Raw genomic sequence first — 19,384 nt, 5'->3', positions numbered from 1 at the left:
ATCTTCATGGCCGAACACCGTCGTTCGCCGGACCGTCCCACCGAGAGCCCCGCCGGCGAAGGCGGCCGGGTGGGGCGCCGTCGCGTCCTCGGATACCTGCTCGCCGCGCCCACCTTGGCGGTCGGCGTGAGCTGGATCGCCGACTCCTCGGACCCGCGGAAGGCGGATGCGGCTGTTCCCTCGCTGCCGCAGCCGGAGGAGATCTTCGACCTCGGAGATCTGCAGAATCTCGCCGCCGCACCGACGTCCGGCCTGATCTCGGTCGAGCTGAAGACCGACGGTACGGCGTTCTTCGCCGTACCCAGGGCCGAGGTCGGCCAGGGCGTGACCACAGCGATCGCGATGATGGTCGCCGAGGAACTGGACCTGCCGATGGACAAGATCACCATCGGCCTCGCCGACGCGCGGCCGGAGCTGCTGATGAATCAGCTGACCGGCGGGTCGAACTCGATGCGCAGCATGTACCTGCCTGTACGCACGGCCGCCGCGATCGCCCGGCAACGCCTGGTGGAGACGGCCGCCGCGCAATGGGATGTGCCGACGGGCCAGCTGGCGACGGGCAACGGTGTGGTCAGTGGCCCGAACGGACGGACCGCGACGTACGGGTCATTGGCGAAGGCGGCCGCCAGCACGAAGACGATCGCAGTCTCCGCCCAGCTCAAATCCCAGTCCCAGTTCACCATCCTCGGACGCGCGCACAACCGCGTCGACGCTCACGACATCGTCACGGGTCGCAAGGAATTCGGGATGGACCTGCAGGTCCCGAACGCCAAGCCGACCATGGTGGCCCGGCCGCCGACGATCAACGGCACGGTGGTGTCGGTCAACAATCTCGCCGAGGTACGCGCGATGCCGGGCATCACCGATGTCGTCGCGATCACCCACGGTGTGGCGATCCGGGGCGACACGTTCGGCCAGTGCATCGACGCGATCCAGGTGGTCGACGCGACCTGGGGACCTGGCACGGTGGACAAAGAGTCCGACGCCACCGTGCTGGCGAAGCTACGCGCCGCCCAGGTGCCGATGACCGTGCCGCCGCTGCTGTCCAACACGATCGACGCCGAATTCGTCTTCGCCTTCGCCAGCAACAGCCCGCTCGAACCGGATTGCGCGATCGCCGACGTCCGCCCGGACAGTGCGGAGATCTGGTCCAGCCTCAAGGTGCCGATCGTCGCCCAGGAGGACATCGCCAAACAGCTCGGCCTCCCGATCGACAAGGTGTTGGTGCACGTCGTCCAGGGTGGCGGTTCGTTCGGGCGGCACCTGTTCCATGACGTGGCCGCCGAGGCGGCGGAGATCTCCCAGAAGATGGGCAAGCCGGTCAAGTTGTCCTGGTCGCGCACCGACAACTTCCGCCAAGGGCGCACCCACCCGATGTGCACGTCGCGCGTACGGGTGAACTACCTGGCCGGCAACGTGCTCAGCTACGAGCAGCGGCACACCAGTGTGCAGACCGACTTCGGTCACGGGCTCGGCGAGATGATCACCTCGACCGCCGCGCACCTGCCGGTCGGCGGCAACCTTTCGTTCGCCGAGACGATCTTCGCGCTCAGCCAGTCCTCGCCGTACAACTTCGGCGTCACCACGCAGCTGCTCAACGAGATCCCGCTGAAGTTCAACACCGGCAGCATGCGCAACATCTACTCGCCGAACGTGGTGTGTGCCGAGGAGCTCGTGGTCGATCGGCTCGCCGCGAAGATGGGCCAGGACCCGGTCCGGTTCCGCCGCAACTTCCTCAAGGATCCGCGCTTGCTGGCGGCGCTGAACAAGGCGGCCGAGGCCGGCCAATGGGGTAAGGCGATGCCGAAAGGTACGGCGCAAGGTGTCGGGGTGCACGCGGAGTACCGCGGCGCGGTCGCGACGCTGGTCGAGATCGACTGCCGGCCCGAAACGGTGAACCGGCCCATCCAGGACGGCGTGGCCGGACCACGGGTGACAAAGGCCCTGATCGTGGTCGACCCAGGGTTCTGCATCAATCCTCGCGGGCTGGAAGCGCAGATGATCGGCGGTCTGCAGGACGCCATCGCGTTGGCGCTGACCTCGAGCCTGCACATCAAGAACGGCATGCCGCTGGAAGGCAGCTGGGACAACTACTTCTACACGCGCCAGTGGAATACCCCACCGGACGTGCAGGTGGTCATCATGCCCAACACCAGCGACACGCCCAGCGGAGCCGGTGAGCTGGCGGTGGCCCCTGCGTTCGCCGCGGTCGCGTGTGCCTATGCCCGCGCCACCGGCACGATGCCGACGTACTTCCCGATCAACCACGGCACGCTCGGCTTCGAACCGCTGCCGCTGGAGCCGTCCACCCCGCAGTCACCGACCGACGGTCTCGACCACACCTTCTGAGGAATCCATGCCTACGCACAGTTTCAAGCTCAACGGCAAGCAGATCAGCGTCGAGGCCGAGGACAACGTCCGGCTGCTGTGGGTTCTCCGCGATCTGCTCGGCGTCACCGGACCGAAGTACGGATGCGCACTGGAGGTCTGCAAGTCGTGCACCTCCCACATCAACGGCAAGGCGTTCAACCCCTGCGCGGTGCCGGTCAAGGACATCGAGCCGACCGATGAGATCACCACCATCGAGGGCCTGCCGGCGACGGTCGGCCAGGACCTGCACCCGATGCAGCAGGCCTGGCTGGAGTACGACGTCTCGCAGTGCGGCTACTGCCAGCCCGGCCAGATCATGGCCGCCGTGGCCAAGGTCAAGCAGGCCCACGCGGAGGGTCACGAGATCGGCGACGCGGATCTCGACGAGCTGCGCAACATCTGCCGGTGCGGCACCTACTCCCGGATTCGCGAGGCCATCAAGGCCGGCGCCAAGGACATGTGATGCATGGCCTGATGCAGGATCGGCCGCTGGCGCTGCCGCACGTGTTCCACCGCGCCGAGCAGCTGTTCGGTCACAAGAACATCGTGACCGCGACCGCCATCGGCGAGGAGTCCATGAGTTACGCCGAGTGGGCGCAGCGCGTCCGACGGCTCGCGACCGTTCTGGACCAGCTCGGACTTGGTCCGCAGGCGCGCGTCGGAACCTTCGGCTGGAACACCGGCCGCCACCTGGAGCTGTACTTCGCGGTGCCCTGCACCGGGCGAGTCCTGCACACGCTGAACATCCGGCTGTTCGCAGACCAGCTCACCTACATCGTCCAGCACGCCGACGACGAGGTGATCTTCGTGGACCGGTCGCTGTTGCCGGTTCTCTGGCCGCTGGCCGATCAGCTGCCGTCAGTGCGGCTCTTCGTGGTGATGGACGACGGTGCCGACACACCGATCCCGGACGACCCGCGGGTGCGGGACTACGAGACGCTGCTGGCCCAGGCCGCGCCGAAGCAGGGTCGCTTCGAGATCGACGACGAGAACACTGCTGCCGCTCTGTGCTACACCTCCGGGACCACCGGCAATCCCAAGGGGGTGCTCTACTCACATCGGTCCACCTTGCTGCATTCGCTGATGCCGCTGACCGCGGACGTTTTCGGGCTCAGTGAGCGGGACGTGCTGCTGCCCGTCGTACCGATGTTCCATGTCAACGCGTGGGGGCTGCCGTATGCCGCCGTACTCGCTGGTGCCGATCTGGTGTTTCCTGGGCCGTCGATGACGCCGGTCGCGCTGTTGGGGCTGATCGAGCGGCATCGGGTGACGTTCACCGCCGGGGTGCCAACGATCTGGATGGGCGCGGTGCCGTTGTTGAACGAGCATGACCTGAGCAGCCTGCGGTTGGTCGTCGGCGGCGGGTCGGCGATTCCGTCAACGTTGTCCGAGGCGTGGCGAGAGGCGATCGGGCTGCCGATCACGCAGGCGTGGGGGATGACGGAGACGAGCCCGATCGGGACGGCGGCCACCCTGCGGTCGCACCATGCGGATCTCACGCAGGAGGAGTTGCAACACGTACGAGCGAGTCAGGGGCAGCCGGTGCCGCTCGTGGATCTGCGCGTCGTGGACCCGGACAGCGGCGTCGAGCAGCCCTGGGACGGGGCCTCGGTGGGGGAGCTGCACGCCTCCGGTCCCTGGATCGCCAGCGGCTACTTCGGCAGCCACGATGATCCGAACTTCACCGACGACGGCTGGTTGCGCACCGGGGACGTGGCGGTGATCGAGGAGGACGGCTACCTGCGGCTGGTCGACCGGGCCAAGGACCTGGTCAAGTCCGGCGGCGAGTGGATTTCCTCGGTGGAGTTGGAGAATCACATCATGGCGCACCCTTCGGTTTCCGAGGCTGCTGTGATCGCCAAGCCCGACGTCAAGTGGTCGGAGCGCCCAGTCGCCTGTGTGGTCGTCAAGACCGGCGCGGTTCTCACGGCCGAGGACGTCCTCGAACACCTGCGCCCGCGGGTTGCGCGGTGGTGGCTGCCTGACGAGATCCAGTTCATCGACGAGGTCCCCAAGACCAGCACCGGAAAGTTCTCCAAGAAGACCTTGCGCGAGCAGCTCTATGGTCAGTGACCTTCTCCCACACCTTCGGCAGTGGTACGCCGACGGCGACCGGTTCGCGGTGGCGACCGTGATCGACACCTTCCGCTCGGCGCCGCGCCAGCCAGGCGCGGCCATGGCGGTCTCCGGTTTGGGCGTCGCGGTTGGCAGCGTGTCCGGCGGCTGTGTTGAAGCCGACGTGTATGAGGTGGCTCGCGAGGTCATCGAGACCGGCGTACCGTCCGTACGGCGCTATGGCGTCTCCGATGACAACGCCTTCGCCGTAGGACTGACGTGTGGCGGCGTCATCGAGGTGTTCGTGGAGCCGGTCGACGTGGCGTCGTACGCCGAGTTCGACGCGGTGGCCGATGCGGTTGACTCGGGTCGGCCGGTTGCCGTCGCGACCGTGGTCACGGTAGGAGATCGCTTGGGTCGGCGACTTGTCGTCTGGCCGGACGGGGTCGCCGGCGGTCTCGGTGACCCCGGCCTGGACGCCACCGTACTGGAGGATGCTGCGGGCATGCTCGAGCAGGGCGCTACGGCGATCCGGTACTACGGCGCGCGGGGGGAGTGTGGGAGTTCGGAGGTCGCGGTATTCGTCCAGGCGTTCACGCCGCCGCCGCGGATGTTCGTGTTCGGCGCGATCGATTTCGCGATGTCCGTGGCTCGGGTCGGGAAGTTCCTGGGCTATCACGTGACGGTGTGCGATGCGCGGGGAGTATTCGCCACCCGGCTGCGGTTTCCCGAGGCGGATGAGGTGGTGGTCAAGTGGCCTCACCGCTTCCTTGCGGAGGCACTCGAGCAGGGCCTGGTCGATCGCCGTACCGCACTGTGCGTGCTGACCCACGACCCGAAGTTCGACGTACCGCTGCTGGAAGTGGCGTTGCGTACTGACGCCGGCTACATCGGAGCGATGGGCTCACGTCGTACCCACGAGGATCGGTTGTCCCGGTTGCGGGCGGTGGGCGTGAGCGAGTCCCAGCTCGCCCGGCTGTGTTCACCCATCGGCTTGGACCTCGGCGCACGTACCCCTGAGGAGACCGCGATCTCGATCGCGGCGGAGATCATCGCGAACCGCAGCGCCGCCAGCGGGCAACGACTGTCGTCGACCACAGGCCGGATTCACGGACCGCACACTCAACCGCAGGTCCAGCTGATCCACCGCTGAGCGAGCATCACTCAGCTGTCGCGGGCTCAGCGAAACCGAGTCAGCTTCGGGCCAGTGGGATGGCGTAAAGGACCAGGTTTTGGGTGTAGTGGTGGGTTTCGTGGTTGTAGGGGCCGGTGCAGGTGACCAGGGCCAGGCGGGGTTGTGACGAGCCGTGGAAGAGGTCTGTGGGCAGGGCTTCCTGGCGGTAGGTTCGGCGGGCCACGATTTGGTAGCGATGGGGGCGTCCGTCGCCGGTTGTCACGGTCACGTTGGTGCCGAGTGGGACTGTCGACAGAGCGGCGAAAACGCCCCGGCGGTATTGGGCGGTATCGACGTGGCCGGCAAGTAGCACAGTGCCGGCGGTCGAGCCCGGCGCCGCACCTGCTGCCCACCAGCCCACGCCGGCAGGCGACTTCGGCACCTGGAGTTGGCCGTCGCGGGCGGTCGCGACCGGTTCAACTGGCGCGTTCACGAAACCGGGGAGCGTGAGCCGGACCGGTGGTATGGCGGCTTCCCGTTCCGCGGCGGAAGGGCGTCCTTCGGGAACCTTTCCGGCGTCGCCGGGCGGCCCGGCGAACACCAGGGCGACTCCGATGACCGACGCGGCGAGGCCGAGGAGGTGCCGGCGCGCTCGGATCGGCTTGCCGGCGAGAAGAAGTACGCCGAGTCCGACGAGGACCAATCCTGCCTGCGAGCGGATCCGCTGGGCGTCGGCCATCTGGCCGCCGTCGCCTGTGGGCACTCTGGGGGAGTCGGTTCCGACGCGACAGGGACCTCCGACCATCTGCAGATGCATCTGGATCACGGACTGGGCGCCTTTGGCCACTGACTTGACGGCAGCCTCGTGGCCTCTGGCGAGTTCGCTTGAAATAGCCGTCTGGTACTGCCGGTGCTCCTGCCGCTGCAACGCCAGCCACGCGGCGTCGTACCCGGAGGTTCCGGCTTTGGCCGCGAGGGCGTTGAGCTTCTGACGTTGTTCCTGCGAAGGTATGGGGACCAGCCCGACGCCGAGTTGGCTGGCGGCCTTGAGTTCCTGCGCGGCCAGCCTGCGGTGGTCACGCTCCAGTTGGGCGCCCACGCGCCGTACGCACGAACTCTTGCCATGGGTCTTGGCGGCCTGGCCGGCCTGAATGATGGTCAGATTGATCTGGTGCGCCGCGTTGAGATAGCCGACATCTTGTTGCGTCGTACTCGCGAACCCCGGTTGCGCGGTGCCGAGCACGCCAGCGACGACCAGAAGCAGAAACGCCGACAGACGTGCAGCCACCATCTGCCGGGGAACAGCCTGTCGTCGAGGCACCTTTACGACACTAAAGCGGTGTCCTGTGCCGGTCCAGCCGAGATCACGACACGCTGGTAGTGCGTCAGGGGATATGCAGGGTGGGGCGGTAGATGAGTTCTTGGGTGTGGCCGTCGAGGGTGCGGGTCTCGATGAGTTCGAGGTCAAAGTCGGGCGTGCCCTGGAAGATCGGGTCCTCGCCGGTTTGGCCGTTGAACGCCCTCACCCAGATCCGACACCTGATGCTTTGCGGTGCCGCCACACAACACTCGCTGCCCCGCCTGACTTAGCTCCCAGGGCTGTTGTACTTGCGGGTCATCCAGTTGAAGAAGGTCAGGCCGATGGTGAAGATGATGAGGCCGCCGCACGGTGAGATGGCTGCCAGCCAGGTGGCGGTTGGCAGCTGATCGGTGCGTCCGAGGAGCATGGTGGCCGGCAGGTAGGCGATGAACGCCATCGGGAAGACGAAGGTGAGGGAGAGGAATCCCCAGCGGTTGAACATGGTCAGGGGATAGCCGCTGAAGCGGGTGATGGTGTCGTCGGCGAGGATCCGGAGCGAGATGGTGGACGTCATCCGGAAGGAGAATGCCGCCAGGAACGTCTGCATCCCGGTTTCGACAAGGCCGCCACCGATCACCGCGGCAATCAGGAACGCCACTTTTCCTGGCGTCCAGGACACCGAGGACTGACCGGCGAAGATCGCCAGCGAGCCAAAGCCGAGAAGCGCGTCGCCGAGGGCCATGAGTGGTGCGTGGCGGGTGACGACCTGCAGATAGATTCCGGCCGGGCGAAGCAAGTAGCGGTCGACTTCGCCTTGCTGGATGGAGTAGTCGATCATCACGAGCGCACCGAACGGGACCACGTAGAACGCATGCGCGGCCAGCCGCATGGCGAACAGGAACGCTACGTCGTTCAATCGCCAGCCATCGATGACACTGAACTTCGACAGCAGCACCCCGATGAACAACAGTTGCGTACCCTGCAGCGCCACGCCGCCGACGATCGCCGAAAGGAAGCTGGCGCGATAGACGAGCGCCGCGCGCCAGCCGGCTCGCAGCAGGATCCGGCTCGCGCGCAGATCCTCCCGGACAACGGACCAGGTCCGGACCAGCTCAGCCACCGAATACCACCACCTTGTGGACGGCTCGACGCCAGACCAGCTGCAAGAGCACGAAGAGCACCAGCACCCAGCCGAGCTGAAGTGCGAGTGTGCCGAGCAGGTCGACGCCGTGCCTGGTCCCGAACCAGATGGACAGCGGCGCGTAGATCTGCGCCTGGAACGGGAGCCAGCTGATGATCGGTTGCAGCCAGCCCGGCATGAACCACAGCGGAATCAGGGCGCCGGACAGGAACGCCGACCCGAACCGGTAGAGGATCATGATTCCGCCGATCTCGACGGTCCAGAAGGCGATCATGGACACCAGCAGATTGATGATCATGACGTTCGCGATGCCGAGCACCATCGACACGACCCAGGCCAGCAGGTCGGGCAGGGTGTGCGGCGCCTTCACCCCGCCGAGCGCGAGGCCGGTCAGCAGGCCCGCCGCCCCGACGGGAAGCCTGCCCACCATCGTGCCTGCGGCTTGGGCGAGATTCTGGCTGATCAGCGATCGCGGCCGCATCATGTCCACGCCGATCTGCCCGCGCAGGACGCGCAGCGGGAGCGACGAGAACTGCCATGGCATGAGGATGGACTGAATACATGCGGCCAGTACGGCGTACGCGACCGCGGTGGAGGCTCCGACTCCGGCGACCTCGTCGTGACCGTCGTACAGAACGCGCCAGACGACAACGGTCAGGGTGGCCTGGATGACGAGTCCGGCGATCCCGAACAGGAGATCCGCACGGTAGACGAGAACCGAGCGGTAGCCGGCCCGGTAGAGGCCGCGGAGCCCGGTCAGGCGCGTGCTCAGCGTGTCAACGGGCATTGGGCGTGCGTTCTGTGTACAGCTGCCGGATCACGTCCTCGAGGTCGGGCTCGAGCACCGAGAGGTCGGTGATCGGGTAGCGCGAGGTGAGGTCGTGGACGACTTTCGGTACGGCGGTCCTCTCCGGGTCGAACCGCAGAGTCGCCTTGAACGCGTCGGCCGAAACCACCTGCGCGAACGGGGACGTGATGGTGGTCGCGTCGAAGTCGGTGCAGTGCACCACGATGTCCCGGCTGGTGACGTACTGCGCCTTGAGCATCTCGACGTCGCCCTCGTACAGGATCTTGCCGTGGTCGATGATCACCACGCGCCGGCAGAGCCGCTCGACGTCGTCCATGTCGTGGGTGGTCAGGATGACCGTCGTACGGCGGCCGGCGTTGATCTCCGCGACGAACTCCCGGATCTTGCCCTTGGCAACGACATCGAGGCCGACCGTCGGTTCGTCGAGATACAGGATCGGCGGGGCGTACAGCATGGCGGCGACCAGGTCGCCACGCATCCGCTGGCCGAGCGACAGCGATCGCACCGGGGTGTCGATGAACTCGTCCAGGTCGAGGATCTCGGTGAATTCGCCGAGGCGGGTCCGGTACGTCGCCGGATCCATGCTGTAGAGGTCCCGGATGATCTCGAACGAGTCTCTGAGCGGGAGGTCGTACCAGAGCTGGGTGCGCTGCCCGAAGACCGCGCCGATGCTGCGCGCGTTCCGGCGCCGATCGCGCCAGGGGACCTGACCGGCGACCGTGACGGTGCCCGAGGTCGGGACCAGGATGCCGGTGAGCATCTTGATGGTGGTGGATTTCCCGGCGCCGTTCGGCCCGAGGAACCCGATCAGCTCGCCCTCGCCGATCTGGAAACTGATCCCGTCGACGGCTGTGGTGACCTTGCGGGCCCGGGTGAACAGCGATCTCGTCCCGGCGAAACGCCCCGGCCGCACATCGGGGCGGGTGAACTCTTTGGTGAGATCGGAGACCTCGATGATGGGAGGCATTGCGGACGACCGTAGCAGCTGGGTTTCGGCTCGGCACGCGATTTCCTGGAGCGTTCTGAAGACTGGCGGAAGGTTTGGGGGCATCGTTGAAGCCAGGAAGACCTGGGGGTGTTTTCAGGGGGAGTGGTAGCGATGAACATGCAGGGGAACTATCCGTCCGGGGAGCTGGACGAGATGCCTCAGGAGGAGCAGGCCCGGTTGCTGGTCGAGCCTACTTTCGACCATCGGATCGACGACGAAGCCGACCTCTTGCGTGCCGAGTTCGGACCGCCTGACAAGGACGGCGGCTACGGCCGGGGTGACTACGAGTACGGCGGGAGGGCCGACTCATGAGTGGTGTCGAGGACATGATCCACCAGGCCGAGCTCGACCTCGGCCTCGGTGAGCCGAACAAGATCCAGAAGTGGTACCGCGAGCGCAACGGCTCGGACTTCAACGGCAACTTCCCGTGGTGCGATGCCTCGATCACGTACTGGGCGTGGCACTCGGGCAACGAAGACGCCGTGACGTTCGGCAAGGACTACGCGCTGACCACCGCACATGCCCACGCGTTCAAGACCCGCGGCCAGTGGCACGTGGACATCGCGGGGATCAAGCGCGGTGACATCGTCTTCTTCGACTGGGGCGGTACCGACGTGAAGTCCGCCATCGACCACGTGGGGATCGTCACGGGGGTCGACGGCTCGCGCGTCTTCACGATCGAGGGCAACTACGACGACGTGTGTGACCGTCATGTGCGCAAGTCCAACTGGATCGCCGGGTACGGGCGGCCCAGCTACCAGCACTCGCCGGGAATGCGGACCGGATTCGTCATCTTCCCCGGTCAGTCGTTCTTCGTGATGGGGCGCCGCAGCCCGATCATCGCGGCGATGCACGATCGGCTGGTGGCGGTCGGGTGCAACAAGTACGAGACGCAGACGAACAAGGACGTCTGGGGTACGGGCGATCTCCGCTCGTACTCGGCCTGGCAACGCAAACTCGGCTTCCAGGGCTCGGTCGACCAACCCGGCAGCGATGCCGACGGCATCCCCGGCAAGGAGACCTGGGACAAGCTCAAGGTCCCACGCACCTGAGGGCTTGCGTTCATACTGCTTGCATGGCGACTTTCAGTCGGACCGATGAGCTGCGGGGATCCGAGTTCGTCGACGTAGATCTGCGTGACGCCCGGTTCGTGGGGTCTGATCTGTCCGGTGTGGTGATGCGCGGCGTCGAAGTGCGGGCGGCGGACATCGACGCGCCGTGGCTCTCCGACGGCGAGACGTTCTTCCGCGTCAACGGCGTCGACGTGATCCCGTACGTCGAAGCCGAACTCGACCGGCGATTCCCCGGCCGCGCCAACCGGCGGGCCGGGGATCCGGCGGGTCTGCGCGAAGCCTGGGCTGCGCTCGAGCGCACCTGGGCGGCCACGCTCGACCGTGTCGCCGCGATGCCGCCTGGTACGGTCGATGTGTCCGTGGCCGGCGAGTGGTCGTTCGCGCAGACCCTGCGGCACCTGGTCCTTGCCACCGACATGTGGCTGGGCCGGGCGATCCTCGAGATCGAGCAACCATTCCACCCCATCGGCCAGACGGACACCGGCACCGAGGACGACGGGTTCGACACGTCGATCTTCACGACCGTCAAACCGTCGTACGCCGAGGTCCTCGACGTGCGCGCCGGTCGCGTCGCGATGGTCCGTGACTACCTTTCCACAGTCACACCGGAGACCCTGGCCGCAGCCCGCAGAAACCCCCACGCCCCCGACCACGCCGAGACCGTCCTCTCCTGCCTCCACGTCATCCTCGAAGAGGAATGGGAACACCACCGCTACGCCACCCGGGACCTCAACACAATCGAGGCAAATCCCGACGCGTGAGCTGTTCCGTCGATCGGGTCGGTTGGCCTGATGATGGGAAGCGTCCAAAGCGACGGAGGCGGCTATGAGTGAGCAGGATCGGCGGCAAGGGGAGCAGTCGGGCGGGGATCGGGATGAGCGGGCGGATGGGTCGCCGCGGCGGCGCGGGGATGAGCCGTGGCGTACCGAAGGGCTCCCGAAAGGCACCGGAGATCGGCCGCGGCGGCCGCAATGGGTGCGGTGGGTGGCCTGGATCGTCGGTGGCTACCTGGTGCTGTTCCTGCTGACCACGATGCAGGACCAGATGTCCGGGGGAGCGGAGACGATCGCCTACACCGAGTTCACCACGCAGGTGGAGAAGGGCAACGTCGCCGAGATCTTCGCCCGGGGTGACACGATCGAGGGTCGGCTCAAGCAGGCGGCGTCCGTACCGGGCAAGACCGACACCGACTACACGAAGTTCACGACCGAGCGGCCGACGTTCGCCAATGACGACCTGTACGGCGCTCTGGAGAAGAGCGGCACCACGGTCCGGGCGACCCCGGTGGTCCAGGAGCGCGGCGCTCTGTGGAACCTGCTGATCTCGTTCGCGCCGATTCTGCTGCTGGTCGGGTTCTACTTCTGGCTGTTCCGGCGTCAGCAACGGGCAGGCCCGGGCGGCCTGGGCGGGCTGCTCGGCGGCGGGCAGAAAAAGCCGGTCGATCCGGAGAGCGTACGGGCGACCTTCGCCGACGTGGCGGGGATCGACGAGGTCGAGGCCGAGATCACCGAGATCGTCGACTACCTGAAAGACCCGGACAAGTACCGCCGGCTCGGCGCCCGGGCTCCGAAAGGCGTCCTGCTCGCGGGTGCGCCCGGCACCGGCAAGACGCTGCTGGCGCGTGCCACCGCGGGCGAGGCGGGTGTCCCGTTCTTCTCGGCCAGTGCGTCGGAGTTCATCGAGGCGATCGTCGGGGTGGGAGCGAGCCGGGTACGGCAACTGTTCGGGGAGGCGCGGAAGGTCGCGCCCGCGATCATCTTCATCGACGAGATCGACACCATCGGCCGGGCGCGGGGTGGGGCGCGGTCGTTCGGCGGTCACGACGAGGGGGAGCAGACGCTGAACCAGATCCTGACCGAGATGGACGGCTTCTCCGGCACCGAGGGCGTAGTCGTACTCGCGGCCACCAACCGGCCCGACGTACTGGATCCGGCGCTGCTGCGGCCCGGCCGGTTCGACCGTACGATCACCGTGCATGCGCCCGATCAGACCGGGCGCGAGGCGATCCTGCGGGTGCACGCGCGGGGCAAACCGCTGGCCGCGGACGTCGACCTCGGCGCGATGGCCCGATCCACTCCCGGCATGACCGGCGCCGACTTGGCCAACCTGCTGAACGAGGCTGCCTTGGCCGCCGCGCGACTGGGCCAGCCGGAGATCCATCAGCACGACCTGACCGATGCGCTGGAGAAGATCCAGCTCGGAACGGCCCGCAACGTGGTGATGCCCGAGGAGGAGCGACGTCGTACGGCGTATCACGAAGGCGGTCATGCGTTGCTGGGCATGATCCAGGTCGGCGCGGACCCGGTGCGCAAGGTCTCGATCATCCCCCGCGGACGCGCGCTGGGCGTCACGCTGTCCACGCCGGAAATGGACCGATACGGGTACGACGCCGAGTACCTGCGCGGCCGGATCATCGGAGCTCTCGGAGGGATGGCCGCCGAGCAGGAAGTGCTCGGCGTGGTCACCACAGGCGCCGAGAGCGACCTCGAGACCGCGACCCGGATCGCACGGTCGATGGTCGGTCGCTGGGGCATGTCCGCTGCGGTAGGTCCCGTCTCCGTGCTCCCGGCGGACGGCGATCCACGGGCCAGCGCTTCCGAGGAACTCCTCAATACGGTCGACGCGGAGGTACGACGTCTCATCGACGACTGCTACCAGGAAGCCAGACGGCTCCTCCGCGAGAACCGCGAACGTCTCGACGGCATCGCCGAGCAGCTCCTCCGCCACGAAACCCTCGACGAAGCCGACGCCTACGCCGCCGCCGGCATCCCCCACGACGCCAGGACGTGATCCTCAGTCGACCTGGGTGGTGGCGCGAGTCTCGATGGCCTTGACGGTGTTGGCGAAGGCCTTGGCGAGAAGGCTTGTGCCGATGGTCCCGAGGACGAGTCCGAGGATCCGGCCGCGGATGTTCTTGCCCTGGCGTACGACGACGGCGTCGAGGCTGGTCAGGCCGTCGGGCCGGCGGGTGAACGTGTAGGTGTGGCCGGAGTTGCCGCCCCAGACGTTGGAGTCCGTGGTCATCATGACGATGTGGTTGGGGTCGGACCAGTCGTAGTGGAGGCGTTCCCAGATACCGCCGGAGCCTTCGGTGACGTCGGCGTACTGCGGTCCTTGGTCGTGCACCTTGAGGTAGTCGTCGGCGCTGTTGCCGAAGTCTTCGAGCGGCCGGGACCGAAGTCGGTGAGGGCGGCCAGGAACTGTGCGGGTGTGGCGGTGGTGTTCGCGTGCAGGTGGATGGTGGACATGCTTACTCCTTGCTGAGGGCCTTGAGGGCCGCGATGTAGATCTCGGAGAAGGTGGGGAAGGGCTGGATGGTGTCCCGCAGTACGTCGAGTGGGATGCGGGCGCGGATCGCGAGGGTGGCCTGCTGAAGCCACTCGCCGGCTTCCGGGCCGAGTGCGTAGGCGCCGGTGAGACGTTCGCCGTCGCTGAGCAGCGTGAGGAATCCGTTGTTGTCGGCGTACTCACGGGTGTACGTCGCTGTCTTCGCCACATCCCGGAGCGCGACGGTCGCGCTGACGGGCGCGTCCGTGGCTCCGACTGCCGCGGCCTGCTGGTCGGTGAAGACGACCCGGGGGATGGCGTCGTAGTTCGCCTCGCGGTGTCCGCCGAGGATGTTGGCGGCCACGACGCGGCCCTGGTACTTGCCGACGTGGGTGAACAGCGAGATCCCGGTGACGTCGCCGACGGCCCAGGCACCTGGCGCGACTTGCAGCCGCGCGTCGACAGGTACCCCGTGGGCGTCGGCCGTGACACCAATTGTCTCCAGTCCGATGCCGTCGACCCGCGGACGACGGCCGGTGGCGACGAGCAGCCGGTCGCCGCGGACCTCACGACCGTCGTCGAGCACGAGCACGTAGTCGTTACCGTCGCGCCGGGCGGCGCTCGCCCGCGCTCCGAGGATCAGTTCGATCCCGTCGGTGCGCAGGACCTCGCCGAGCGCCTCGCCCAGCGGTGCCGCCTCGCGCGACAGGACGTGGTCGGTGGACTCGACTAGGACGACTTCGCCGCCCAAGCGCCGTACCGCTTGTGCCATTTCGACGCCGACTGCTCCACCGCCGAGGATGACCAGGCGGCGAGGCACCGCTTTCATGCTTGTCGCTTCGCGGTTGGTCCAGATGCCGTCGAGCTCACGAAGGCCCGGGATGGGCGGGATGACGGGTTCGGACCCGGTCGCGAGTACGACGTGATCCGCGGTGTAGCGGCGTCCGTCGACCTCGACCACACCTGTGCCGGCGAGCCGGCCGCGGCCACGGATGAGGTCGATGCCGTTGTCGGCGAGCCACTTCTCCTGGCCGGCGTCGGAGTAGTCCGACACCATGAAGTCGCGCCAGGCGAGGGCCGCCGGTACGTCGACTGTTGCGGGAGCGGCGGCCTCGTTCGCGGCCTGAGCCGCCTCGCCCGGGCGCAGTAGCGTCTTGGACGGGATGCACGCCCAATACGAGCATTCCCCGCCAACCAGTTCGCGCTCGACGACCGCGACCCGCAGGCCGCCCTCGGCGAGGGCGCCGGCGGCGTGCTCACCGGGGGAGCCGCCGCCGATCACGATGACGTCGTAGTCGCTCATTGGGGGAGCTCCTGACCGGTGCGCTCGGCGACCATGTAGGCGGCGTACCACTCGGGCCAGGCCTCGTCGTACTGACCGCCGTTGCGCTTCTCGTGCTCGCCGTGGGCGGTTGCCGCGCGCTGCAGGGCCTGCTTCAGGTCGTCCACCGAGGTGTACGACGTCTCGGCGGGGTCGACGCGACCGGGGAGCCGTTTGGTGACCTCCTGCAGCAGCCAGCCGTTGCCGTCCGGGTCGCTGAACGTGGCGAACGAGCTGTAGCTGGCACGCTCATCGGCGGGTCCGGTGATCCGGCCGCTGGTGTCGTCGGCCTGGAACTGCGCGCCCGGCGTCGACGGGTGGAACGCCTCGCTGACCTCGACGCCGCGAGCGGCGAGTTCGGCGCGTGCGGTCTCGATGTCGGAGACGATCAGGTACAGGCCCTGCGCCGAGCCCGGCTCGGCGGTGGTGATGTTCGTGCCGAACTGAACCGAGGCCGGCGAACCCGGCGGGGTGAACTGGACGACCCGGAAGCCGTTGTCGAACGCGAAGTCGGCGTCCAGCCGCCAGTCCAGCTGCTGGTAGAACGCCTTCGCCTTGTCGACATCGGTCACGGGAATGACGACGGCCTCGAACTTGAAATCGGTGCTCACTGCTTCCTCCTGTGGTGGGTGGTTACATCAATTACTGTCGCGCCGCGTGGACGGCTTCACCCCAGGGGTTATCCCTGGTGTCGTGCCGGGTCAGGCTACGGGCGCCTGCCGGTCGAGGAGTGACCAGCGCGGGGTCGATGGCGACCCGGGCGGGCGCCAAGAAGGTCGAGATCGCCGGCGCCTCTCACTGCGGCCGGTTCGGCGTGTTCAGGCGACCAGCAGCCACCGGTTGCCGTCGGGGTCGGTGAAGGAGGCCTGGTCGAGTCCGGCCGGATCTCGGGAGATCGGGCTTGGAGCCGCGCCGCGGGACTGCAGCTCCGCGACCGCTGCACGCAGGTCGTTCACCCTCAGTACGCCGACGGCCGACCCGGGCTCAGCCGGGCTGATGCCGGTCCCGATGATGATCGAACACAACGAGCCCGCCGGAGTGAGCTGCACGGCCCGGACCTCGCCGTCCGCCTGGTCGGAATCCAGGTGAAAACCCAGGGCACGGTAGAAATGCCGGGTCCGGTCGACGTCGGATACAGGTACGACGACGGCCTTGAGCTTGGTGTCCATGTGACGATCGTCCGTCCCGGTCGCTGCCGTCGCCCCCGTGGAAATCCCTGGTGCACCTCAGCGGGCCAGTGCACTCCGGAGTTGCCGGCGCGAGCTGATGCCGAGCTTGGAGAACGTCTTGCGGAGGTGCCACTCCACGGTGCGGGGACTGATGTACAGCTGCGCTCCGATCTCGACGTTGGTCAGGCCGTCGCGGGCCAGCCCGGCGATCTGTGCCTCCTGGGCAGTGAGGTCGGTGAGCGTGTCCGGCGTACGTTTGCGGACTGTCTCCCCGGTTGCGAGCAGCTCGTGCCGGGCACGTTCGGCGAAGGCCTCGAGTCCCATCTCCTCCAGCTGTTCGTGAGCCGTCCGCAGTTGTTCTCGAGCATCCACGCGACGACCTTCGCGCCGCAGCCACTCGCCGTACAGGAGATGGGCACGAGCGACCTCAACGGCCAGGCTGGTCTGACTCAAGTGCTCGATCGACACAAGGTAGGCGTTTTCGTCCGCTCCGAGGAGGGCCCGGACGCGTGCCTCGATCCCGCGCCCCCACGCTGTCGGCGTGGTCGTGACGCGCTCGGTCAGCCAGGCGAGCGCGGACTCGACGAGTTTGGTGTCGCCGGTCCTGGAGGCTGCTTCGGCCAGCTCGGCCACGACCAGTACGCCGTACCCGACGACGTCCTGCTCGAAGACTTGCAGCGCAGCGTCCCGGGCGACGTCGTACTTGCCGAGACCGTTGTGCAGGACCGAGTTCGCGTACGTCGCGAAGGCCGCCATCCGGCCCTGGCTGTGCTCGGTCGCGTCCCGGATGGTTGCGTCGATCAATTGCCGAGCGACTACTTCGTTGCCGCGGTAGGCCTCGAGCAGCAGAGCACCGTACGCGAGCCGGGGATTCCCGGTCGACGCCGCGATCTGATGGTCCTCGTCGACCAGACCGGCCACTGCGGACAACTCGCCGGTCAGGCATTGCAGGTTGGCGCGGAAGCTGAGGGCGAACTGGAGTTGCACCAGCGCACCGGTCTCCCGGGCCATCCGGTCCTGCCGGAGGGCGAGCTCGAGAGCGGCGTCGAAGTCCCACACCTCGATGGCGACGATGCCGCTGACCCGGTTCCCGGACAGCCAGAGCCAGCTGCCGATGTCGTCGGCGCCGATATCCGCTCGGCGGGCGTGATCGAGTGCCCTGATCAGGTCCGGTGCGGCAGCGGAATACCCGCGGGTGATCCGCAGTGCGAGCGCCTGCAGCAGCAGGTCGGCCGGCGGGTTCGAGTCGACCGGAGGAGGAGCCGCGGCTGCGGCGAACGCCAGGATGCCCGGCGCGTCCGGACCGCTGGCCCAGATCGCCGCCGACATCGCCTCCAGATAAGTCACCCGCGCCCGGATCGGATCATGTGGGTCGAGCAGCCTCGCCGCGCCGAGCAGAGTACGCGCGGCCTCGCGAGCCCGCCCCTGATCGAACGCGATCTCTCCACGGAGCCGCTCGGCCTCGGCCTCGCAGACCGCGTTCGGTGGTCCGGCCACCGCCCCACTGATCAGCTCGAGCGCCGCCTCGAGCGCGCCCGCACTGCGCTTCGCTGCAGCCGCGGCCAGCAGCCGCTGGGCCCGGCGGTCCGGGTCGAGCGTCAGCGCCGCCGAACGCTCCAGGAATTCGCCCGCCGCGAAGAAGCCACCGCGTGCCTGAGCCCGCACCGCAGACCGCTCCAGCTCGGCAGCGACGTCCTCGTCGGGCCGGGCAGTTGCGTGGGCTCGATGCCACGCGCGCCGGTCCGGATCGGCGTCGGGATCGGTCACCTCAGCCAGCGCCTGGTGCACGGCCTGCCGTTCCTGCGGTGTCGCCAGCCGGTACGCCGCCGACCGCACCATCGGGTGCCGGAACTGGATGTGCCGGCCGAAGGTGATCAGTCCAGACTCGATCGCTGCTGCAGCGGGGTCTGCTCCGAGCTCCAGCAACTCCGCCGCACGCCAGAGCAGAGCCGGGTCGCCCAGGGGTTCCGCTGCGGCCGTGAGCAGGAGTCGTCGCGTGTCGGCCGGCAGTACCTCGAGGCGTCGTACGAAGCCCTCTTCGATCCGGCTGGCCAGCGTCCCCGGGCTGACGCCGTCCGCCAGTTCGGTCAGGCTCCACGCGTGGGGTAGCTCGAGCAGGGCCAGCGGGTTGCCCCTAGTCTCAGCCACGATCCGGTCCCGGATCCGCGGGTCGACCGGCCCTGGTAGCACCGAATCGAGCAGCGCTCGCGCGTCCGCAGCGCCCAGCCCGCGGATCTCGAGCTCCGCCAGTCCGGTCAATTCGTGGTCCTCACCATCGCGGACGGCGAAGACCATGACCACCGACTCGGCCGCCAGTCGCCGGGCGACGAACGCGAGGATTCGCGCCGACATCCGGTCGAGCCATTGCGCGTCGTCGATCACGCACAGGACCGGCTGCTCCGCGGCCGCGTCGGACAGCAGGTTGAGGACGGCGAGGCCGACGAGGAAACGGTCCGGCGCAGGTCCGCTCTGCTGGCCGAACGCCGTACCGAGGGCCTCGTGCTGCGGGCGCGGAAGGCGGTCGGTCAGCTCCAGGAACGGCTGGCAGAGCTGATGGAGTCCGGCGTACGCGAGCTCCATCTCGGACTCCACCCCGACGGCTCGCGCGATCCGGCACGTACCACTGCGTGCCACCAGCGACTCGAGCAACGCCGACTTGCCGACACCGGCCTCGCCGCGAAGAACGAGCACCTCACTCCGGCCCGTCCGCGCCGCACTGATCAGTCCGTCCAGTGCAGCGGTTTCCCGCCGCCGCCCCCGCAGTTCACGCTCCGCCAT

General features: G+C 67.8%; 18 protein-coding genes. 8 read left to right on the top strand and 10 right to left on the bottom strand.

The window, feature by feature from the left end; genetic code table 11:
* Nucleotides 1-6 precede the first annotated feature (6 nt).
* Genes EV646_RS01535 through EV646_RS01520 form a run of 4 tightly spaced genes read left to right on the top strand, consistent with a single transcriptional unit; the run spans nucleotide 7 to nucleotide 5,578 of the window.
* A complete protein-coding gene (locus EV646_RS01535) occupies nucleotides 7-2,349 on the top strand; it encodes a molybdopterin cofactor-binding domain-containing protein (RefSeq protein WP_132143113.1) in 2,343 nt (780 codons plus the stop codon).
* A gap of 7 nt (nucleotides 2,350-2,356) precedes the next feature.
* Nucleotides 2,357-2,833: a (2Fe-2S)-binding protein gene (locus EV646_RS01530; protein WP_132143111.1), complete on the top strand. Its 477-nt coding sequence runs from the start codon at nucleotides 2,357-2,359 to the stop codon at nucleotides 2,831-2,833.
* The gene (locus EV646_RS01525; protein WP_132143109.1) at nucleotides 2,833-4,443 is read left to right on the top strand and encodes a long-chain fatty acid--CoA ligase; all 1,611 of its coding nucleotides are present in this window, start codon (nucleotides 2,833-2,835) and stop codon (nucleotides 4,441-4,443) included. Before EV646_RS01530 ends, EV646_RS01525 begins: the two co-directional genes overlap by 1 nt.
* A complete protein-coding gene (locus EV646_RS01520; protein ID WP_132143107.1) occupies nucleotides 4,433-5,578 on the top strand; it encodes an XdhC family protein in 1,146 nt (381 codons plus the stop codon). Before EV646_RS01525 ends, EV646_RS01520 begins: the two co-directional genes overlap by 11 nt.
* A gap of 40 nt (nucleotides 5,579-5,618) precedes the next feature.
* Here the strand turns inward: EV646_RS01520 and EV646_RS01515 are convergent, their stop codons facing one another.
* The 5 genes from EV646_RS01515 to EV646_RS01495 form a co-directional block, all read right to left on the bottom strand.
* Nucleotides 5,619-6,830, bottom strand: coding sequence for a DUF4142 domain-containing protein (locus EV646_RS01515; RefSeq protein WP_132143105.1), 1,212 nt, complete (start codon nucleotides 6,828-6,830; stop codon nucleotides 5,619-5,621).
* A gap of 94 nt (nucleotides 6,831-6,924) precedes the next feature.
* Nucleotides 6,925-7,065 (bottom strand): hypothetical protein, encoded by a 141-nt coding sequence (locus EV646_RS01510; protein WP_241995134.1) that lies wholly within the window; start codon nucleotides 7,063-7,065, stop codon nucleotides 6,925-6,927.
* 60 nt (nucleotides 7,066-7,125) lie between these two features.
* Nucleotides 7,126-7,959 carry an ABC transporter permease gene (locus EV646_RS01505; RefSeq protein WP_132143103.1) on the bottom strand — a complete coding sequence of 278 codons (834 nt, stop codon included), beginning with the start codon at nucleotides 7,957-7,959 and terminating at the stop codon, nucleotides 7,126-7,128.
* Complete coding sequence (locus EV646_RS01500; RefSeq protein WP_132143101.1) at nucleotides 7,952-8,767, bottom strand: ABC transporter permease; 816 nt, start codon at nucleotides 8,765-8,767, stop codon at nucleotides 7,952-7,954. The genes EV646_RS01505 and EV646_RS01500 overlap by 8 nt, the downstream gene beginning before the upstream one ends.
* The gene (locus EV646_RS01495; RefSeq protein WP_132143099.1) at nucleotides 8,757-9,755 is read right to left on the bottom strand and encodes an ABC transporter ATP-binding protein; all 999 of its coding nucleotides are present in this window, start codon (nucleotides 9,753-9,755) and stop codon (nucleotides 8,757-8,759) included. Before EV646_RS01495 ends, EV646_RS01500 begins: the two co-directional genes overlap by 11 nt.
* 132 nt (nucleotides 9,756-9,887) lie before the next feature.
* On the opposite strand from EV646_RS01495, the gene EV646_RS01490 reads away from it, so the two are divergent.
* From EV646_RS01490 to ftsH, 4 genes are all read left to right on the top strand, one after another.
* Entirely contained in the window at nucleotides 9,888-10,088 is a 201-nt protein-coding gene (locus EV646_RS01490) for a hypothetical protein (RefSeq protein WP_132143097.1), read from the top strand.
* Nucleotides 10,085-10,828 carry a peptidoglycan-binding protein gene (locus EV646_RS01485; RefSeq protein WP_199236744.1) on the top strand — a complete coding sequence of 248 codons (744 nt, stop codon included), beginning with the start codon at nucleotides 10,085-10,087 and terminating at the stop codon, nucleotides 10,826-10,828. Before EV646_RS01490 ends, EV646_RS01485 begins: the two co-directional genes overlap by 4 nt.
* Before the next feature lie 23 nt (nucleotides 10,829-10,851).
* Nucleotides 10,852-11,610, top strand: coding sequence for a DinB family protein (locus EV646_RS01480; protein ID WP_132143095.1), 759 nt, complete (start codon nucleotides 10,852-10,854; stop codon nucleotides 11,608-11,610).
* 64 nt (nucleotides 11,611-11,674) lie between these two features.
* Nucleotides 11,675-13,639, top strand: a complete 1,965-nt coding sequence (gene ftsH / locus EV646_RS01475) for an ATP-dependent zinc metalloprotease FtsH (RefSeq protein WP_132143093.1) — start codon at nucleotides 11,675-11,677, stop codon at nucleotides 13,637-13,639.
* Nucleotides 13,640-13,642: 3 nt separating this feature from the next.
* On the opposite strand, the gene EV646_RS01470 is transcribed toward ftsH, so the two are convergent.
* From EV646_RS01470 to EV646_RS01450, 5 genes are all read right to left on the bottom strand, one after another.
* Nucleotides 13,643-13,975, bottom strand: coding sequence for a hypothetical protein (locus EV646_RS01470; RefSeq protein WP_199236743.1), 333 nt, complete (start codon nucleotides 13,973-13,975; stop codon nucleotides 13,643-13,645).
* A 124-nt stretch (nucleotides 13,976-14,099) separates the two neighbouring features.
* A complete protein-coding gene (locus EV646_RS01465) occupies nucleotides 14,100-15,419 on the bottom strand; it encodes a dihydrolipoyl dehydrogenase family protein (protein WP_132143091.1) in 1,320 nt (439 codons plus the stop codon).
* Nucleotides 15,416-16,048 carry a VOC family protein gene (locus tag EV646_RS01460; RefSeq protein WP_132143089.1) on the bottom strand — a complete coding sequence of 211 codons (633 nt, stop codon included), beginning with the start codon at nucleotides 16,046-16,048 and terminating at the stop codon, nucleotides 15,416-15,418. Before EV646_RS01460 ends, EV646_RS01465 begins: the two co-directional genes overlap by 4 nt.
* Nucleotides 16,049-16,255: 207 nt before the next feature.
* On the bottom strand, nucleotides 16,256-16,606 hold the full coding sequence (locus EV646_RS01455; protein WP_132143087.1) for a VOC family protein: 351 nt from the start codon (nucleotides 16,604-16,606) through the stop codon (nucleotides 16,256-16,258).
* Between the two features lie 57 nt (nucleotides 16,607-16,663).
* Nucleotides 16,664-19,384, bottom strand: coding sequence for a helix-turn-helix transcriptional regulator (locus EV646_RS01450; protein ID WP_199236742.1), 2,721 nt, complete (start codon nucleotides 19,382-19,384; stop codon nucleotides 16,664-16,666).

The organism is Kribbella antiqua (assembly GCF_004345665.1).
GTDB lineage: Bacteria > Actinomycetota > Actinomycetes > Propionibacteriales > Kribbellaceae > Kribbella > Kribbella antiqua.
Note: the sequence above shows the minus strand (reverse complement) of the source record. Positions and strands in the feature narration are given on the sequence as shown.